Consider the following 17,357-nt stretch of genomic DNA (forward strand, 5'->3'; position numbering starts at 1 on the left):
CCCCCCAATGCCCACGACGACCGACATGCCCCTGGACGTGAAGCTGATGGCCCTGGCCACCCAGCTTCTGCTGGGCGTGTTCGCCTTGCTCGCGCTGGGCGCGCTCGGCACCTGGGCCGTGCGCCACCCGGCCTGGACGGTCAAGGGCATCAGCGTGCACGGCGACGTGGCGCACCAGAACGCCGTGGGCCTGCGCGCCCAGCGGGCCACGCAGATGCGCGCGCGCCTGTCGTCGAGCTTCCTCACCGTCGACCTGGATCAGGTGCGCCAGATGTTCGAGCAGGTGCCCTGGGTGCGCCGCGCCGTGGTGCAGCGCGAGTTCCCCAACCGCCTTCGCGTGACCCTGCAGGAGCACGATGCCGTGGCCTGGTGGGGCGAAGCAGGCTCGGGTGAACTGGTCAATTCCCACGGCGAGGTCTTCGAGGCCAGCCCGGACGACGTCGACCAGTTGCCCGAACTCGCCGGCCCCGAGGACCGGGCGGGCGAGGTGCTGGCCATGCACAAGACCCTGCAGGCGCAGTTCGCGCGCCTGGAGCTCGGCCTGGACCGCCTGGAGCTCGGCGAGCGCGGCGCCTGGCGCGCGCGGCTGCACAGCGGCGCGGTCGTCGAACTCGGCCGCGGCACGCCCGACGAGCTGCAGGCCCGCGTGCAGCGCTTCGTCGGCACCTTGCCCCAACTCACCGAACGCACCGCAGGCGCGCTGCAGACGGTGGACCTGCGCTACCCCAACGGCTACGCGCTGCGCATCCGCGGCGTGACGACCACCAGCGACCACCCCGCCAACCCCCGCACACCCACGAACCGGTAACGCCCGCACCATCATGCCCAAGGAATACAAGGACCTCGTCGTCGGACTCGACATCGGCACCGCCAAGATCATGGTGGTGGTGGCCGAGGTGCAGGCCGGCGGCACGCTCAAGCTGGCCGGGCTGGGCGTGGCCGCGAGCCACGGCCTCAAGCGCGGCGTGGTGGTCAACATCGACGCGACGGTGCAAAGCATCCAGCAGGCCCTGAAAGAGGCCGAGCTGATGGCCGACTGCCGCATCGCGCGCGTCTACACCGGCATCACCGGCAGCCACATCCGCGGCATCAACAGCAGCGGCATGGTGGCCATCAAGGACCGTGAGGTCAGCGCCACCGACGTGGCGCGCGTGATCGAAACCGCCAAGGCCATCAACATCTCCACCGACCAGCGCCTGCTGCTGGTCGAGCCGCAGGAGTTCGTGATCGACGGCCAGGAGGTCAAGGAGCCGATCGGCATGAGCGGCATCCGCCTCGAAGCCAAGGTGCACATCGTCACCGGCGCCCAGAGCGCGGCGGAGAACATCATCAAGTGCGTGCGCCGCTGCGGGCTGGAAGTCGACCAGCTGATGCTCAACCCCCTGGCGAGCAGCCAGGCGATCCTGACCGACGACGAGAAGGAGCTGGGCGTGGCGCTGGTCGACATCGGCGCCGGCACCACCGACGTGGCCATCTTCTCGGGTGGCGCGATCCGACACACCGCGGTGATTCCGATCGCCGGCGACCTGATCACCAGCGACATCGCCATGGCGTTGCGCACGCCCACCAAGGACGCCGAGGACATCAAGGTGGACAGCGGCTGCGCCAAGCAGCTGCTGGCCGACCCCGACACGCAGGTGGAGGTGCCGGGCCTGGGCGACCGCGGCCCGCGCCTGCTGGGCAAGCAGGCCCTGGCCGGCGTGATCGAACCGCGCGTGGAGGAAATCTTCTCGCTGGTGCAGCAGGTGCTGCGCGACAGCGGGCACGAGGAAATGCTCTCCAGCGGCATCGTGCTCACGGGCGGCAGCGCGGTCATGCCGGGCATGGTGGAACTCGGCGAGGACATCTTCCTCAAGCCGGTGCGCCGCGGCGTGCCCAACTACCACAGCGCGCTGTCCGACATGGTGGCGCAGACGCGCGCGGCGACGGTGATGGGCCTGCTGGAGGAAGCGCGGCTGGCCCGCGTGCGCGGCCACAAGGTGGCGCAGAAGGCGGGCTCGATGTCGGGCACGCTGGAGCGCGTGAAGAACTGGTTCATGGGAACGTTCTGATGCCTTGGACGATCTCCCTCACCACGCACGGCCCGCCGCAGTGGCGGCCGCCGGGGCGGCGCCGACGACGAGGACGGTGTGCCAAACACACCGGTCCTCCCGGATGACCCGAACCCTTGTCCCGATTTCCGTTTTCACATTCCAAGCATCGCCGGTGGCACGGCAACAGAACAGGCAACTGCAAAGGAGCACCCAATGAGCATCGAAATGATCGAAGTTGAAGAATTCAACCTGGGCACGCAGATCAAGGTCATCGGCGTGGGCGGCGGCGGCGGCAACGCCGTCGAGCACATGATCGCCCGCCAGGTCCAGGGCGTGGAGTTCATCTGCGCCAACACCGACGCGCAGGCGCTGGCGCGCAGCGCCTCGCACAAGACCATCCAGCTGGGCGTCACCGGCCTGGGCGCGGGCAGCAAGCCCGAGAAGGGCCGCGAGGCCGCCGAAGGCGCCGTGGACAGCATCCGCGAGGCCATCGAAGGCGCGCACATGCTGTTCATCACCGCCGGCATGGGCGGCGGCACCGGCACCGGCGCGGCGCCCGTGATCGCGCGCGTGGCCAAGGAGATGGGCATCCTCACGGTGGGCGTGGTCACCAAGCCCTTCGACTGGGAAGGCGGCCGCCGCATGGTCAACGCCGACCAGGGCCTGGCCGAGCTCGAGGCCAACGTGGACTCGCTGATCGTGGTGCTGAACGAGAAGCTGCTGGACGTGCTGGGCGACGACATCACCCAGGACGAGGCCTTCGCGCACGCCAACGACGTGCTCAAGAATGCCGTGGGCGGCATCGCCGAGATCATCAACGAGTACGGCAACGTCAACGTGGACTTCGAGGACGTGCGCACGGTGATGGGCGAGCCCGGCAAGGCCATGATGGGCACCGCCACGGCGTCCGGCCCGGACCGCGCGCGCATCGCCGCCGAGCAGGCCGTGGCCTGCCCGCTGCTGGAGGGCATCGACCTGTCGGGCGCCAAGGGCGTGCTGGTGCTGGTGACGGCGGCCAAGGGCTCGCTGAAGCTGGCCGAGTCCAAGCTGGCCATGAACACCATCCGCGCCTACGCCTCGGCGGAAGCGCACGTGATCTACGGCGCCGCCTACGACGACAGCCTCGGCGACGAGATGCGCGTCACCGTGGTCGCCACGGGCCTGTCGCGCCAGAGCCAGCAGCGCCGCCAGCCGCCGCTGCAGGTGCTGCGCACCGGCACCGACGACGTGCCGTTCAACGTGCCGACGGTGAACCAGGCCGTGGGCGGCCCGGGCGCGGGCACGGCCCAGCCGGACTACCAGCACATGGCCGTGCCCAGCGTGTGGCGCACCAACCGCACCCAGGCGGCGGCCAAGGTGGACGCGCTGGCCTCGGGCGGCATGGACGACTTCGAGATCCCGGCCTTCCTGCGCAAGCAGGCCGACTGAGCGCCAGGGGGGCGGGCAAAGCCCGCCCCTATCGCGGTCATCGCCTTTTCCCACCATGGCCTGGGGTCGAGAAACCTACAATTCGAGGATGCTTGCGCAACGCACCCTCAAATCCCTGACCAAGGCCGTCGGCGTCGGCCTGCACAGCGGTCAGCGCGTTGAGCTGACCCTGCGCCCCGCCGCGCCCGACACCGGTATCGTGTTCCGCCGTGTCGACCTGCCCGAGCCGGTCGACATCCCCGTCAACGCGCTGTCCGTCAGCGACACCCGCCTGGCGTCCACCATCGCCAACGGCGGCGCGAAGGTCCACACCATCGAGCACCTGATGAGTGCCTGTGCCGGCCTGGGCCTGGACAACCTGCTCATCGACATCACCGCCGAAGAGGTGCCCATCCTCGACGGCTCTTCCGCTTCCTTTGTCTACCTGCTGCAAAGCGCGGGCATCGCCACGCAGAACGCGCCCAAGCGCTTCATTCGCGTCATCGAACCGGTGGAGGTGCGCGAAGGCGAAGGCCGCGGCCTGAAGTGGGCGCGGCTCGAGCCCTACCACGGCTACAAGCTCAGCTTCGAAATCGAGTTCGACCACCCGGCCGTCAACGCCTCGGGACAGCGCGTGGAGTTCGACCTCGGCAGCGGCAACTACGCGCGCGAGATCGCGCGCGCGCGCACCTTCGGCTTCACGAAGGACGTGGAGATGATGCGTTCCCACGGCCTGGCGCTGGGCGGCGGGCTGGACAACGCCATCGTCATGGACGACGTCAAGGTGCTCAACGCCGATGGCCTGCGCTACGGCGACGAGTTCGCCAAGCACAAGATCCTCGACGCCATGGGCGACCTGTACATCGTCGGCAAGCCGCTGTTGGCCGCCTACAGCGCCTTCCGCAGCGGCCACGCCATGAACAACCAACTGCTGCGCGCGCTGCTCGACCGGCCGCAGGCCTACGAGCTGGTGAGCTTCGAGAACGAGCGCGAGGCCCCGCGCGGTTTCGCCCAGGTGGCCCCGGCCTGGTGAGGCGGCGCCGCGCATGCTGCTGTTCCGCTGGGCCGTCCTGCTGCTGCTGATCGCGGCCGGCGTGTGTTTCGCCTTCTACGTGGGCACCGGCCAGCCGCGCTACCGCCAGTGGGGCCTGGTGATCCTCAAGTGGACGGTGATCGCTGCCCTGGGCTTCTTCGCGGTGCTGGTGCTCGAGCGGCTGCTGTAGTGATCCCCAGCCGCCCGGGGGATACCCGGGTGCCCGGGCCCGGCTCGGGTGGGCCGGGTGGTAGCATGCCCAATGCTCATGAAGACCGACCCTGACCAGACCCCGGCCACGCCGCCTTCCGGCGACGAAGGCGTGCCCGTGTCCGTCAAGATCCGCGAACGCCTCAAGGCCGCGCGCCAGCGCTTCCACTCCAACGACAACATCGCCGAGTTCATCCAGCCCGGCGAACTCGAGAAGCTGCTCGACGAGGTCACGGAAAAGATGCAGGGCGTGCTCGAGGCCATGGTGATCGACACCGAGAGCGATCACAACACCGGCAACACCGCGCGCCGCGTGGCCAAGATGTACCTCAAGGAGGTCTTCGCGGGCCGCTACGTCAAAGGCCCGGCGGTCACCGAATTCCCCAACGCCGAGCACCTCAACGAGCTCATGATCGTGGGCCCGATCACCGTGCGCAGCGCCTGCAGCCACCACTTCTGCCCGGTCATCGGCAAGCTGTGGATCGGCGTCATGCCCAATGAGCACACCAACGTCATCGGCCTGTCCAAGTACGCGCGCCTGGCCGAATGGATCATGGGCCGCCCGCAGATCCAGGAAGAGGCCGTGATCCAGCTCGCCGACCTGATCCAGGACAAGACGCAGCCCGACGGCCTGGCCATCGTGATGGAGGCCAGCCACTACTGCATGGCCTGGCGCGGCGTCAAGGACATGGACAGCAAGATGATCAACTCGGTGATGCGCGGTGTCTTCCTCAAGGACGCCAACCTGCGCCGCGAATTCCTCGCCCTCGTGCCCCGCTGAGACCCCTCCACCGGAAAGAACCAACATGCTGGTCCGTCTGCTCTACGTCAGCCGCGCCGTCGACAAGGACGCCAAGGCCATCGAAGGCATCCTCGAGTCCTCGCGCCAGCACAACCTGTCCAACGGCATCACGGGGGTGCTGTGCTATGGCGGTGGCATCTTCCTGCAGGCCATCGAAGGCGGCCGCGCCGCGGTCAACCAGCTCTACAACCACATCGCGGCCGACCCGCGCCACAAGGACGTGGTGCTGCTGCACTACCAGGAAATCAGCGAGCGCCGCTTCGGTGGCTGGACCATGGGCCAGGTCAACCTCGCCAAGCTCAACACCTCCATCGTGCTCAAGTACTCCGAGCGCCCCGAGCTCGACCCCTATGCGGTTTCGGGCGAGGTCTCGCTGGCGCTGCTCGAAGAGCTGATGGCCACGGCCAGCATCATCGGTCGCGCCTGATCGGCCCGGGCCCGCCCGGCACCGTTCCATGGCGCTCGATGCGTTCCTGCTCATCCTGCTCGCGGGCCTGATCCACGCGGGCTGGAACATCGCCGCCAAGCACGCGGGCGGCGACACGCGCTTCGCCTGGTTTTCCTCCGCGCTGATCGCCGTGATCTGGGCGCCCGTGGGCTGGTGGTTCGCGCGCAGCGAACTGCCGCGCTGGGGCACCACCGAATGGGCCATGGTGGTGGCCAGCGGCGTCATCCACGTCTTCTACTTCACCACCTTGTTGCGCGGGTACCGGCGCGCCGACCTCACCGTGGTCTACCCGCTGGCGCGCGGCAGCGGCCCCCTGATCACTGCGCTGGTGGCGGTGCTGTTCCTCGGCGAGCGCCTGAGCGCGCTCGGCGCCGCCGGCATCGCGGCGGTGGTGGGTGGCGTGTTCCTCATTGCGGGCGGCCCGGGCCTGTGGCGCGCGGCGCACGACCCGGCCAAACGCGAGCGCCTGCACCGCGGCCTCTACTACGGCGCGCTCACAGGCCTGTCCATCGCAGCCTATTCGGTGGTGGACGGCTACGCGGTGAAGGTGCTGCTGATGTCGCCCATCCTGGTCGACTACATGGGCAACCTCGTTCGGCTGGTGCTGTTCTCGCCGCGTGTGCTGCGCGACCGCGCCGAGGCACTGCGCCTGTGGCGCCTGCAGTGGCGCCACGCGCTGCTGGTGGCGCTGCTCAGCCCGGTGGCCTACGTGCTGGTGCTGTTCGCCATGCAGCGCGCGCCGCTGTCGCACGTGGCGCCGGCGCGCGAGGTGTCCATGCTGTTCGCCGCGCTCATCGGTGGCCACCTGCTGCGCGAGGGCGACCGGGGCCTGCGCATCCTCGGCGCGCTGTGCATCGGACTGGGCGTGGCGGCGCTGGCCCTGGCCTGAGGCGGCGTGGGCTCGGCGGGCGCGGCCATGGACTTCACGCTGCTGGGCTGCGATTTCACGAGCGCGCCGACGCGGCGCAAGCCCATCGTGCTGGCCGTGGGCCGCGCCGAGCGGGGCCGCGTGCTGCTTGACGCCATCGAGCGTTTCGAATCGCTGGACGCCTGGGGCGAGCGCCTGCGCGCGCCCGGTCCCTGGGTGGGCGGCTTCGACCTGCCGTTTGGTTTGCCACGCGAACTGGTGCAGGCCCTGGGCTGGCCCCAGGACTGGCGCGCCTGCATGGCGCACTACGCGGCGCTGCCGCGCGCGGCCATCCGCGAAGCCTTCGCGGCCTTTTGCGATGCGCGCCCCGTCGGCGGCAAGTTCGCGCACCGCGCCACCGACGGGCCGGCCGGCTCCAGCCCGAGCATGAAGTGGGTGAACCCGCCGGTGGCCTTCATGATGCACGCGGGCGTGCCGCGCCTGATCGCCGCCGGCGCGCACCTGCCCGGCCTGCTCGACGGGGACCCGCAGCGCGTGGCGCTGGAGGCCTATCCCGGCTTGCTTGCGCGCAGCGTGCTGGGCGCGGTGTCCTACAAGAGCGACGACAAGGCCCGGCAGACTGGCGAGCGCCTGATCGCACGCAAGACCCTGGTAAACGCGCTGGAAAATGGCCAGGCGCCCCTGCTGCAGGCGGCCGGCCTGCGGCTGAGGCTCACGCACGCGCAGCGCGACGACCTGGCCGACGACGCCAGCGGCGACCGGCTGGACGCGGTGCTGTGCCTGCTGCAGGCGGCCTGGGCGCTGCAGCGCCGGCGCGCGGGCGATGCGCGCTGGGGCCTGCCGGGCTTCGACCCGCTCGAGGGCTGGATCGTGGGCTCCTAGAATGCCCTCCATGCCCGAAGCCCCGTCCCTCATCGACCTCCCCCCGCTGCCGCGCGAACTGCGCTTCGCCTTTGTCGAAGCGTCCTGGCACGCCGACATCGTGCAGCGCTCGCGCGACGCCTTCTTCGCCGAGATGGCGCGCGCCGGCTTCGGGCCCGGGGCGATCGACGTCTTCGACGTGGCCGGCGCCTTCGAAATCCCGCTGCACGTGCAGCGCCTGGCGCAGTCGGGGCGCTACGCGGCCGTGGTGGGCAGCGCGCTGGTGGTGGACGGCGGCGTCTACCGCCACGACTTCGTCGCCGACGCCGTGGTGCGGGCGCTGATGGACGTGCAACTGAAGACCGGCGTGCCGGTGATCTGCGCGGTGCAGGCGCCGCACCACTTCCACGAGCACGTGGAGCACCGCAAGTTCCTGCAGCAGCACTTCGGCGCCAAGGGCACCGAGGCGGCGCAGGCGCTGCTGAGCACGGTGGCCGGCCTGCGCGGGCTCGACGCGCGCACCTGAGGCGTTTGCGCTCGTCGCCCGCGGCGGCGCTGGCATGGACCCGTCGAACCGTGGGCTTTTGTCGCTCACACCGGGCGCTGGTCCTGGGGCTCGGCTGGTGCATCATCGGGCCTTTCTGACCATTCAACGGAGCCTCCACATGAACCTTGCCAAAGTCGTCGGCGTCGTGCTCATCGCGGCAGGGGCCATCGGCCTCATCATGGGCAGCTTCACGTACACCAAGGACACCGAGGCCGTGAAGTTGGGTCCGGTGGAGCTCTCGGTCAAGCAGAAGGAAACCATCAACGTGCCCGTGTGGGCCGGCATCGGTGCCATCGCCGTGGGCGTGGTGCTGCTGGTCATGGGCGGCCGCAAGGGTTGATGCGGCGCTTCGCGGCGGCGGTGGCCGGCGCGCTGCTGGCCGGCTTCGCCGTGGCCCCGGCGGCGGGCGAAACGGTCTATTCGGCGCGTGTCATGCGGGTGTTCGACGGCGACACCCTGTGGGTGCAGCCCGCCTCGGGCGGGCGCTGGCGCAAGCTGCGCCTGGACGGCCTCGACGCCCCCGAAATCTGCCAGCGCGTGGGCGTGGCTGCGCGCGACGCCCTGGCCGCTCGCGTGCTCGATCGGACCGTGACGGTGCATGAACGCGCGCGCGACGGCTACGGCCGGGGCCTGGCGCGCCTGGAGTCCGCGGGCGAAGACACGAATGCTTGGCTGGTGCGCGCGGGCTGGGCCTGGGCCGCGCGCTGGCGCGGCCAGGGGCGCTACGTGACAGACGAAGCGCGGGCGCGCGAGGCACGCCGCGGCGTGTGGGTGGGCGGGGACACACCCGAGGCGCCGCGCGATTTCCGCCGCCGGCACGGGCCCTGTGAGCCGCCCTGGCCGGCGCCGGCCTCAGCCGACCGCCGACGCGCCGCCGTGCGCTGAGCCGCAGACCGGGCAGTGCGGGTCGCGCTTGAGCGCGATGTCGTGGAAGGCCAGTTCGCGGCCGTCAAGCATGAGCAGGTGGCTGGTGCGGCGCGAGCCCAGGCCCGCGAGGAGCTTCAGCGCTTCGGCCGCCTGCATGCTGCCCACGATACCCACCAGCGGCGCGAACACGCCCATGGTGGCGCAGCGCACTTCTTCCACGCCGGCGTCGGGAGGGAAAACGCAGGCGTAGCAGGGCGCGTCGGCCACGCGCGGATCGAACACGCCCAATTGGCCGTCGAAGCGGATCGCCGCGCCCGAGACCAGCGGCTTGCCGTGGCGCACGCAGGCCCGGTTGACCAACTGGCGCGTGGCGAAGTTGTCGCAGCCGTCGATGACCACGTCGGCCGTGGGCACCCAGGCGTCGAGAAGGGTGTCGTCGGCGCGCTGGTTCAGGGCGGTGACCTGCACGTCGGGGTTGAGGGCGGCGACCGCCTCGCGCACGGACTCGGCCTTGGGCCGGCCCACGCGCGCCAGGTTGTGCGCGATCTGGCGCTGCAGGTTGGTCTCGTCGACGGTGTCGTCGTCGATCACGGTGAGCCGCCCGACGCCGGCGCTGCCCAGGTACAGCGCCACCGGCGAGCCCAGCCCGCCCGCGCCGATGAGCAGGGCGTGCGAGGCCAGCAGGCGCTGCTGGCCCTCGACGCCGAGTTCGTCGAGCAGGATGTGGCGCGAGTAGCGCAGCAGTTGGGCGTCGTTCACGCGATCTGGCGCGGCGGGGCCGCGCAGGAAGAGGGCGGCGGGCCGGCGCGCGGCCCACCGGGGCTCAGTTCTCTTTCTTCTCGTCGGGGCGCACGGTCTGCGATTTGCTGACCACCACCGGCTGGCCCTTGAGGCGGTTCAGCGCCTGCTGGAGCTGGAAGTCCTTGTCGCTGCCGAACTCGGGCACCAGGCGCTGGCCGGGGTTCTTGCGAGCTTCCTCTTCGAGCTTCTTGCGGGCTTCCTCGCGCGCTTCCTCGCGTTTCTTCTCGGCCTCGCGCTGTGCGTCCGTCATGGGGCCGTGCGGCGTGCTGCCCAGGCTGTTGTTCAGGTCGGCCTCGCGGGTGCGCAGGGCGGCGAACAGGTTGCCATCGGCGGTTTCGTCCACCATGACGTCGGGCACGATGCCCTTGCCCTGGATGGACACACCCGAGGGCGTGTAATAGCGCGCGGTGGTGAGTTTCAGCCCAGTGTCGGGCCCCAGCGGGCGAACCGTCTGCACCGAGCCCTTGCCGAAGGTCTGGCTGCCCATGACGGTGGCGCGCTTGTGGTCCTGCAGGGCACCAGCGACGATCTCGCTGGCCGAGGCCGAACCTTCGTTGACCAGCACCACCAGGGGGAGGCGCTTGTAGAAGCCCTTGGTGTTCTCCGTGAGGCGGCGGATCGAGTCGTTGCCACCGCGGCGCAGGTAGTGCTGCGGGATGGCCTTGTAGATGAACTTGCTTTCTTCCAGCTGGCCGTTGGTGGACACCACGGTCACGTTCTCGGGCAGGAACACGGCCGACAGGCCGACGGCGGCGTCCAGCAGGCCGCCCGGGTCGTTGCGCAGGTCGAGCACCAGACCTTTCATGTTCGGGTCGGCGCGGTAGAGGTCTTCGAGCTTGCGCGTGAAGTCGTCGATGGTGCGTTCCTGGAACTGCGAGACGCGCACCCAGGCGTAGCCCGGCTCGACCGTGCGCGACTTCACGCTCACGGTCTTGATTTCCTCGCGCGTGATGGTGACGGTGAAGCTGCGGTCCTCGTCCTTGCGCAGGATGCTCAACAGCACCTTGGTGCGCGGCTCGCCGCGCATGAGCTTGACGGCCTCATTGATGGTGAGGCCCTTGACGGCGGTGTCGTCGATGCGCGTGATCAGGTCGCCGCTCTTGAGGCCGGCCCGGAACGCGGGCGAGTCCTCGATCGGGGTGACCACCTTGACCAGGCCGTCTTCCATGGTGATCTCGATGCCCACGCCCACGAAGCGGCCGCTGGTGCCCTCGCGGAATTCCTTGAAGGACTTCTTGTCGAAGTACTGCGAGTGCGGGTCGAGGCTGCTCACCATGCCGGAGATGGCGTCCGAGATCAGCTTCTTCTCGTCCACCGGTTCCACATAGTCTGTCTTGACCATGCCGAACACGGCGGCGAGTTGCTGGAGTTCTTCCAGCGGCAGGGGGGTGAGCGTGTTGCGCGCCACCGCCTGCAATTGCACCGTGGTGAGCGCACCGGCCACCGCGCCAATGGCCACCCAGCCAACGGTCCTGAGCTTGGAACCGACCCGCTTCGTCATGGATTCACCTTTGCAATCTGCCCAACAAGGGCCCTTGGCCCTGCGGGCCAATATACACCTTGGAGAATGGGGCCTCGTCGGGGTTCCCCACCGGCCGGCGGCGGTTTCGCCCGTCCAGGCGGGCGGAGGGGATCAGGCCTTGCCCTGAGCCGCCACGGCGGCGGCGGCCCGGGCGGCGGCTTCGGCATCGCCCAGGTAGTAGCGGCGGACCGGCTTGAGCTGCTCGTCGAGCTCGTAGACCAGCGGGATGCCGTTGGGGATGTTCAGGCCGACGATCTCGGCGTCGGAGATGCCGTCGAGGTACTTCACCAGGGCGCGGATGCTGTTGCCGTGCGCCGCCACCACGACGCGCTTGCCCGACTGGATGGCCGGCGCGAGCGCCTCGTTCCAGAACGGGATGACGCGCGCCACGGTGTCCTTCAGGCATTCCGTCAGCGGCACTTCCTCGGGCTTGAGGCGGGCGTAGCGGCGGTCGCTGCGCTCGCTGCGCGGGTCGCTGGGCTCCAGGGCGGGTGGCGGCGTGTCGTAGCTGCGGCGCCAGACCAGCACCTGCTCGTCGCCGTACTTTGCGGCCATGTCGGCCTTGTTCAAGCCCTGCAGGGCGCCGTAGTGGCGTTCGTTCAGGCGCCAGTTCTTGACCACCGGCAACCAGGTGCGGTCCATGGCGTCGAGCACGTGCCAGAGTGTGTGGATGGCCCGCTTCAGCACGCTGGTGTAGGCGACGTCGAAGTCGTAGCCTTCGGCCTTGAGCAGTTGCCCCGCCGACAGGGCCTGCGACACCCCGGTGGGCGTGAGGTCCACGTCGGTCCAGCCGGTGAAGCGGTTTTCGAGGTTCCAGGTGGATTCGCCGTGGCGGATCAGGACGAGCTTGTGCATGGCGGAGTGCGGGGCGCCGGGCGCCGGAAGGATCGGAAACCGCGCATTTTAGAATCGCGGCCTTTCCCTCCAAGGTAACACCGTGAGCTTCTTCATCGAGAACTGGGTCCTGATCGCCGTGGCCTTCGTGTCGGGCGCCCTGCTGGTGTGGCCGGCCGTCAAGGCCGGCGGACGCACCGGCACCCTCAACGCCAACGACGCCGTGACGCTGATGAACCGCCAGAAGGCGGTCGTGATCGACGTCTCCGACGCCAAGGAATTCGCCGAGGGACACATCGTCGGCGCCAGGCATCTGCCGCTGGACGAGCTGGAGGCCAAGCTGCCCGGCGCCGTCAAGAACAAGGCCCTGCCGCTGATCTTCGTCTGTCCGACCGGCGCGCGCGCCAACCGGGCCGTGGCGGTGGCCAAGAAGCTGGGCTACGAGAATCCGCAATCCCTGACGGGTGGCATGGGTGCCTGGCGCACCGCCGGCCTGCCGAGCGAGAAAGCCTGATCATTGGGTTTTGTCTGCGAGCGTCCGCATGCCCAAGGTCACCATCTATTCCAGCGACTACTGCCCCTACTGCCACCGCGCCAAGGCCCTGCTGCAGGCCCGCGGCGTGACGGACTACGAAGAGATCGTGGTCGATGGCCAGCCCGAGCTGCGCGCCCGGATGGCGGAACGGGCCGGGCGCACCAGCGTGCCGCAGATCTTCATCGGCGACACCCACGTGGGTGGCTGCGACGACCTGCACGCCCTGGACGCGCGCGGGGGCCTGGCCCCGCTGCTGCAGGCCGCCTGACAGGCGGCCGCCATTCGCGGCTGACATAATCCGCCGCTGTGCCCGCTGAGGGACTTCCCCGGCGGGCTTTTTCATTCCCGACACCCGAGACGCACCATGGCCGACACCGACACGCCCGTTTTCCAGATCCAGCGCATCTACCTCAAGGAAGCCTCGCTGGAGCAGCCCAACTCGCCGGCCATCCTGCTCGAGCAGGAGCAGCCCACGGTGGACATCCAGCTCGGCGTGGACGCCCAGCCCGTGGCCGAGGGCGTGTTCGAGGTGCGCGTGACGGCCACTGTCACCACCAAGATCAAGGACAAGACGGTGTTCCTGGTGGAATGCAAGCAGGCCGGCATCTTCGAGATCCGCAACCTGCCCGACGACCAGATGGGCCCGATCATGGGCATCGCCTGCCCGCAGATCGTCTACCCCTACCTGCGCGGCAACGTCGCCGACCTGATCCAGCGCGCCGGCTTCCCGCCCGTGCACCTGGCCGAGATCAACTTCCAGGCCATGTACGAACAGCAGCAGGCGGGCCAGGACACGGCCGAGGCGCCGCGCATCATCACCTGATCCCCCGCGCATGACGCACGCCGCACCGCCGCGCACCGTGGTGCTGGGCGCCGGCGCCTGGGGCACGGCGTTGGCCATTGCGGGCGCGCGGCACGGGGCCACCCGTGTGAGCCTGTGGGCGCGCGACCCGGCGCAGGCCATCGCCATCGACCGCCAGCGCGAGAACCAGCGCTACCTGCCGGGCCTGGCCCTGCCCGAGGGCCTGTGCGTGGCCTCGGGCGAGGCCGCGCCCCTGCTGGCCGAGGCCGACCTGGTCATCGTGGCGACGCCCATGGCCGCGCTGCGCGGCTGGCTGCAGGAACTGCGCGGTCTGGCCGTGCCCGTGGCCTGGCTCTGCAAGGGCTTCGAGCGCGCGGCCTCGGCCGACGAGGCGGGCCTGCTGGGCCACGAGATCGCCGCCGCCGTGGCGCCGGGCCTGCCCACCGGCGTGCTCAGCGGCCCCAGCTTCGCGCAGGAGGTGGCGCGCGGCCAGCCCACGGCCCTGGTGGCCGCCAGCGCGCGCGCCGACGTGCGCGATGCCCTGGTCAACGCCCTCCATGGCCCGACGCTGCGGATCTACGCCAACGACGACGTGGCCGGCGTGGAGGTCGGCGGCGCGGTGAAGAACGTGCTGGCCATCGCCACCGGCCTGTGCGACGGGCTGAACCTGGGCCTGAACGCGCGCGCCGCGCTCATCACGCGCGGCCTGGCCGAGATGACCCGCCTGGGCCTGGCCCTGGGCGCGCGCGCCGAGACCTTCATGGGACTGTCCGGCCTGGGCGACCTGGTGCTCACGGCCACGGGTGACCTGTCGCGCAACCGGCAGGTGGGGCGGCTCCTGGCCAAGGGCCAGACGCTGGAGCAGGCGGTGGCCTCGCTGGGCCACGTGGCCGAGGGCGTGTACAGCGCGCGCACCGTGGCGCAACGCGCCCAGCGGCTGGGCGTGGACATGCCCATCACCGACGCAGTGGTGGCCCTGCTCGAAGGCCGGCTGCGGCCCGACGAGGCGGTGGCCGCGCTCATGGGGCGCGACCCCAAGGCCGAGGGCCTCTGAGGCCGGGTCGGCGCTTCAGATTTCCAGGTTGTCGATCAGGCGCGTATTGCCGAGCCGCGCCGCGCCCAGCACCACCAGCGCATCGCCCGCCTTCGGGGCCTGCAGGTCCTCGCGGCGGCGCACCGTCAGGTAGTCGGGCTGCCAGCCGCGCGCGGCCAGGGCCTGCATGGCGCGCTGCTCCAGGGCGGGCAGCTGGCGCTCCAGGCCGTCGGCCGCCGCCAGCGCGTCGCGCGCCAGGGCGCGCAGCGCCAGCGAGAGCTGGACCGCCTCGGCGCGCTCGCTCTCGCTCAGGTAGCTGTTGCGCGAGCTCAGCGCCAGGCCGTCGGCGGCGCGCTCGGTGGCGGCGCTCACGATGTCGATGGGCAGCGCCAGCTGCTTCACCATGCGGCGCACGACCAGCTGCTGCTGGTAGTCCTTGAGGCCGAACAGCGCGCTGCGCCGACCCTTGGCCTCGCTGAACACGCACTGGAAGAGCTTCATCACCACCGTGCACACGCCGGTGAAGAAACCGGGGCGGAAATGGCCTTCGAGGATGTCGGCGAGTTCGGCGGGCGGCTGCACCTTGAAGCCCTGGGGCTCGGGGTACATCTCGCGCTCGCTGGGCGCGAACACGATGTCGCAGCCGGCGCCGCGCAGCTTCTCGCAGTCGGCCTCCAGGGTGCGCGGGTAGGTGTCGAAATCCTCGTGCGGCGCGAATTGCAGGCGGTTGACGAAGATGCTCGCCACCGCCACGTCGCCCAACGGCTTGGCGGTCTTCATCAGCGCGAGGTGGCCGGCGTGCAGGTTGCCCATGGTGGCCACCAGGGCGGGGGAGTTGAAGGGCCGCAGCGCGTCGCGCAGTTCGGCGATGGTGTGAACGACTTTCATCTCACCAGGCGTGCAGGCTGTCATCGGGGAACTGGCCGTTCTTGACGGCGCTGACGAAATTGGCCATGGCCTCGCGCACCGAGCTGGCGCCGTCCATGAAGTTGCGCACGAACTTCGGGTTCTTGCCCAGGTTGATGCCCAGCATGTCGTGCATCACCAGCACCTGGCCGGCCGTGCCCTTGCCGGCGCCGATGCCGATGGTGTGGCAGCGCGGCAGCTGCTGGGTGATCTCGGCCGCCAGCGCGGCCGGCACCATCTCCAGCACCAGCATGGTGGCGCCGGCGTCCTGCAGTTCGAGCGCGTGGCGCTTGAGCGTGAGTGCGGCCTGGTCGTCGCGGCCCTGCACGCGATAGCCACCGAGCGCGTGCACGGTCTGCGGCGTGAGGCCCAGGTGGGCGCAGACGGGGATGCCGCGCTCGACCAGGAAGCGCACGGTGTCGGCGGTCCAGCCGCCGCCTTCGAGCTTGATCATGTGCGCGCCCGCGTGCACCAGCTGCGCGGCGCTGCGCATGGCCTGTTCCTTCGATTCGTGGTAGCTGCCGAAGGGCAGGTCGCCGAGCAGCCAGGCCGTGCCCTGCACGCGGCGCAGGCCGCGCGCCACGCTTTCCACGTGGTAGGCCATGGTCTCCAGCGTCACGCCGGCGGTGCTGGCCAGGCCCTGGCAGACCATGCCGAGCGAATCGCCCACCAGGATGCATTCGACGCCGGCCGCGTCCGCGACGGCCGCGAAGGTGGCGTCGTAGGCGGTCAGCATGGTGATCTTTTCGCCGCGCTCGCGCAGCTCGGCCAGTCGAGGCAGGCTCACGGGCTTGCGGGCGGGCAGGGGAGAGGCCGCCGGCAGCGTGCCGTAGGGTGTGGCGGGGGTGGGGTTGCTCATGTCGTGGTCCGGCGCAGGCCGGGCGGTGAACGAGAATGCGGGACTATAGTGCATTGCACCATTCGGAGGCATGCCTCCCGGACGGTCTTTCCGATGGCTCTTTCACCGGCCTTTTTCCCACGATGAAACACCTCAGCGACTACACCTCCGCCGACATCGCCGCGCTGGCCGCGCAGGACGTCGCGCGCGCCCTGGCCGAAGACGTGGCTACGGGCGATCTCACCGCCGCGCTGGTCGATGCGGCGCGTCCGGCCCGCGCCCGCGTGATCGCGCGCGAGAGCGCCGTGCTGTGCGGCACGCCCTGGGTCACCGCCGCCGTGCACGCGCTCGACCCCCAGGCCACGCTCACCTGGCACGTGGCCGAGGGCGCGCGCTGCGAGCCCGACCAGACCGTGCTCAGCATCGAAGGCCGCGCGCAGCCGCTGCTGACGGCGGAGCGCACGGCGCTGAACTTCCTGCAGCTGCTGTCGGCCGTGGCCACGCAGACGGCCGCCTATGTGGCGGCCGTGGCCGGCACGCGGGCGGCCATCGTCGACACGCGCAAGACCCTGCCGGGCCTTCGGCTGGCGCAGAAGATCGCCGTGACCACCGGCGGCGGCGTGAACCACCGCATCGGCCTGTTCGACGCGGTGCTGATCAAGGAAAACCACATCGCCGCCGCGGGCGGCGTGGCCGCGGTGCTGCAGCGCGTGCGCGACACCGCGCCGGCCGCGCGCTTCGTCGAGATCGAGGTCGAGACGCTGGCGCAGCTCGACGAGGCCCTGGCCTGCGGCGCCACCATGGTGCTGCTGGACAACATGGACCTGCCCACGCTGCGCGAGGCCGTGCGCCGCAACGCCGGTCGCGCCATCCTGGAAATCTCGGGCGGTGTCAACCTGTCCACCGTGCGGGCCCTGGCGGAAACCGGGGTCGACCGCATCTCCATCGGCGCCTTGACCAAGGACGTCAAGGCGATCGACTTTTCCATGCGCTTCGAGGCGCTGTGAGGA

At 70.3% G+C, this 17,357-nt stretch carries 22 protein-coding genes; 17 read left to right on the forward strand and 5 right to left on the reverse strand.

Translation table 11 applies throughout. The annotated features are described in order from the left end of the window. The first annotated feature begins 7 nt into the window (after window positions 1–7). The 12 genes from BHU06_RS00820 to BHU06_RS00870 all read left to right on the forward strand — a co-directional run bounded on the left by BHU06_RS00820 (window position 8) and on the right by BHU06_RS00870 (window position 9,094). Complete coding sequence (locus BHU06_RS00820; RefSeq protein WP_070397245.1) at window positions 8–808, forward strand: cell division protein FtsQ/DivIB; 801 nt, start codon at window positions 8–10, stop codon at window positions 806–808. Window positions 809–821: 13 nt separating this feature from the next. Beyond that, on the forward strand, window positions 822–2,051 hold the full coding sequence (ftsA, locus tag BHU06_RS00825; RefSeq protein WP_070397246.1) for a cell division protein FtsA: 1,230 nt from the start codon (window positions 822–824) through the stop codon (window positions 2,049–2,051). 195 nt (window positions 2,052–2,246) lie between these two features. Then, entirely contained in the window at window positions 2,247–3,461 is a 1,215-nt protein-coding gene (gene ftsZ, locus BHU06_RS00830; RefSeq protein ID WP_070397247.1) for a cell division protein FtsZ, read from the forward strand. A gap of 88 nt (window positions 3,462–3,549) precedes the next feature. Next, complete coding sequence (gene lpxC / locus BHU06_RS00835) at window positions 3,550–4,473, forward strand: UDP-3-O-acyl-N-acetylglucosamine deacetylase (protein ID WP_070397248.1); 924 nt, start codon at window positions 3,550–3,552, stop codon at window positions 4,471–4,473. A gap of 13 nt (window positions 4,474–4,486) precedes the next feature. Beyond that, a complete protein-coding gene (locus BHU06_RS22745; protein ID WP_175442772.1) occupies window positions 4,487–4,663 on the forward strand; it encodes a hypothetical protein in 177 nt (58 codons plus the stop codon). A gap of 72 nt (window positions 4,664–4,735) precedes the next feature. Further along, window positions 4,736–5,464, forward strand: coding sequence for a GTP cyclohydrolase I (gene folE, locus BHU06_RS00840; protein ID WP_070397249.1), 729 nt, complete (start codon window positions 4,736–4,738; stop codon window positions 5,462–5,464). 25 nt (window positions 5,465–5,489) lie between these two features. Then, complete coding sequence (locus BHU06_RS00845) at window positions 5,490–5,912, forward strand: BLUF domain-containing protein (protein WP_070397250.1); 423 nt, start codon at window positions 5,490–5,492, stop codon at window positions 5,910–5,912. Window positions 5,913–5,940: 28 nt separating this feature from the next. After that, window positions 5,941–6,822, forward strand: a complete 882-nt coding sequence (locus tag BHU06_RS00850; RefSeq protein WP_070397251.1) for an EamA family transporter — start codon at window positions 5,941–5,943, stop codon at window positions 6,820–6,822. Window positions 6,823–6,849: 27 nt separating this feature from the next. After that, window positions 6,850–7,683 (forward strand): DUF429 domain-containing protein, encoded by an 834-nt coding sequence (locus BHU06_RS00855; protein WP_070397747.1) that lies wholly within the window; start codon window positions 6,850–6,852, stop codon window positions 7,681–7,683. A 1-nt stretch (window position 7,684) separates the two neighbouring features. Beyond that, on the forward strand, window positions 7,685–8,188 hold the full coding sequence (locus tag BHU06_RS00860; RefSeq protein ID WP_070397252.1) for a 6,7-dimethyl-8-ribityllumazine synthase: 504 nt from the start codon (window positions 7,685–7,687) through the stop codon (window positions 8,186–8,188). A 139-nt stretch (window positions 8,189–8,327) separates the two neighbouring features. After that, window positions 8,328–8,549 (forward strand): hypothetical protein, encoded by a 222-nt coding sequence (locus tag BHU06_RS00865; protein ID WP_070397253.1) that lies wholly within the window; start codon window positions 8,328–8,330, stop codon window positions 8,547–8,549. Beyond that, a complete protein-coding gene (locus BHU06_RS00870) occupies window positions 8,549–9,094 on the forward strand; it encodes a thermonuclease family protein (RefSeq protein ID WP_070397254.1) in 546 nt (181 codons plus the stop codon). Before BHU06_RS00865 ends, BHU06_RS00870 begins: the two co-directional genes overlap by 1 nt. Here the strand turns inward: BHU06_RS00870 and BHU06_RS00875 are convergent. From BHU06_RS00875 to gpmA, 3 genes are all read right to left on the reverse strand, one after another. Beyond that, window positions 9,062–9,835 carry a molybdopterin-synthase adenylyltransferase MoeB gene (locus tag BHU06_RS00875; protein ID WP_070397255.1) on the reverse strand — a complete coding sequence of 258 codons (774 nt, stop codon included), beginning with the start codon at window positions 9,833–9,835 and terminating at the stop codon, window positions 9,062–9,064. The genes BHU06_RS00870 and BHU06_RS00875 overlap by 33 nt on opposite strands. A gap of 64 nt (window positions 9,836–9,899) precedes the next feature. Next, a complete protein-coding gene (locus BHU06_RS00880) occupies window positions 9,900–11,378 on the reverse strand; it encodes a S41 family peptidase (RefSeq protein WP_070397256.1) in 1,479 nt (492 codons plus the stop codon). 132 nt (window positions 11,379–11,510) lie between these two features. Continuing rightward, the gene (gene gpmA / locus BHU06_RS00885; protein WP_070397257.1) at window positions 11,511–12,254 is read right to left on the reverse strand and encodes a 2,3-diphosphoglycerate-dependent phosphoglycerate mutase; all 744 of its coding nucleotides are present in this window, start codon (window positions 12,252–12,254) and stop codon (window positions 11,511–11,513) included. An 82-nt stretch (window positions 12,255–12,336) separates the two neighbouring features. Here gpmA and BHU06_RS00890 point away from each other — a divergent pair, with 82 nt between their 5' ends. The 4 genes from BHU06_RS00890 (at window position 12,337) to BHU06_RS00905 (ending at window position 14,624) form a co-directional block, all read left to right on the forward strand. After that, entirely contained in the window at window positions 12,337–12,747 is a 411-nt protein-coding gene (locus tag BHU06_RS00890; RefSeq protein ID WP_070397258.1) for a rhodanese-like domain-containing protein, read from the forward strand. 28 nt (window positions 12,748–12,775) lie between these two features. Next, a complete protein-coding gene (gene grxC / locus BHU06_RS00895; RefSeq protein ID WP_070397259.1) occupies window positions 12,776–13,036 on the forward strand; it encodes a glutaredoxin 3 in 261 nt (86 codons plus the stop codon). Window positions 13,037–13,132: 96 nt separating this feature from the next. Continuing rightward, window positions 13,133–13,591 carry a protein-export chaperone SecB gene (gene secB, locus BHU06_RS00900; protein ID WP_070397260.1) on the forward strand — a complete coding sequence of 153 codons (459 nt, stop codon included), beginning with the start codon at window positions 13,133–13,135 and terminating at the stop codon, window positions 13,589–13,591. 10 nt (window positions 13,592–13,601) lie between these two features. Next, window positions 13,602–14,624: an NAD(P)H-dependent glycerol-3-phosphate dehydrogenase gene (locus BHU06_RS00905; RefSeq protein WP_070397261.1), complete on the forward strand. Its 1,023-nt coding sequence runs from the start codon at window positions 13,602–13,604 to the stop codon at window positions 14,622–14,624. A gap of 15 nt (window positions 14,625–14,639) precedes the next feature. Here the strand turns inward: BHU06_RS00905 and panC are convergent, their stop codons facing one another. Both panC and panB read right to left on the reverse strand, forming a co-directional pair. Next, window positions 14,640–15,491 carry a pantoate--beta-alanine ligase gene (panC, locus tag BHU06_RS00910; protein WP_070397262.1) on the reverse strand — a complete coding sequence of 284 codons (852 nt, stop codon included), beginning with the start codon at window positions 15,489–15,491 and terminating at the stop codon, window positions 14,640–14,642. Window position 15,492: 1 nt separating this feature from the next. Further along, window positions 15,493–16,368: a 3-methyl-2-oxobutanoate hydroxymethyltransferase gene (panB, locus tag BHU06_RS00915; protein ID WP_070397263.1), complete on the reverse strand. Its 876-nt coding sequence runs from the start codon at window positions 16,366–16,368 to the stop codon at window positions 15,493–15,495. A gap of 122 nt (window positions 16,369–16,490) precedes the next feature. Here panB and nadC point away from each other — a divergent pair, with 122 nt between their 5' ends. Beyond that, entirely contained in the window at window positions 16,491–17,354 is an 864-nt protein-coding gene (gene nadC / locus BHU06_RS00920; RefSeq protein WP_070397264.1) for a carboxylating nicotinate-nucleotide diphosphorylase, read from the forward strand. Window positions 17,355–17,357 lie beyond the last annotated feature (3 nt).

Source organism: Hydrogenophaga sp. PML113 (genome assembly GCF_001777155.1).
Classification (GTDB): domain Bacteria; phylum Pseudomonadota; class Gammaproteobacteria; order Burkholderiales; family Burkholderiaceae_C; genus Hydrogenophaga; species Hydrogenophaga borbori.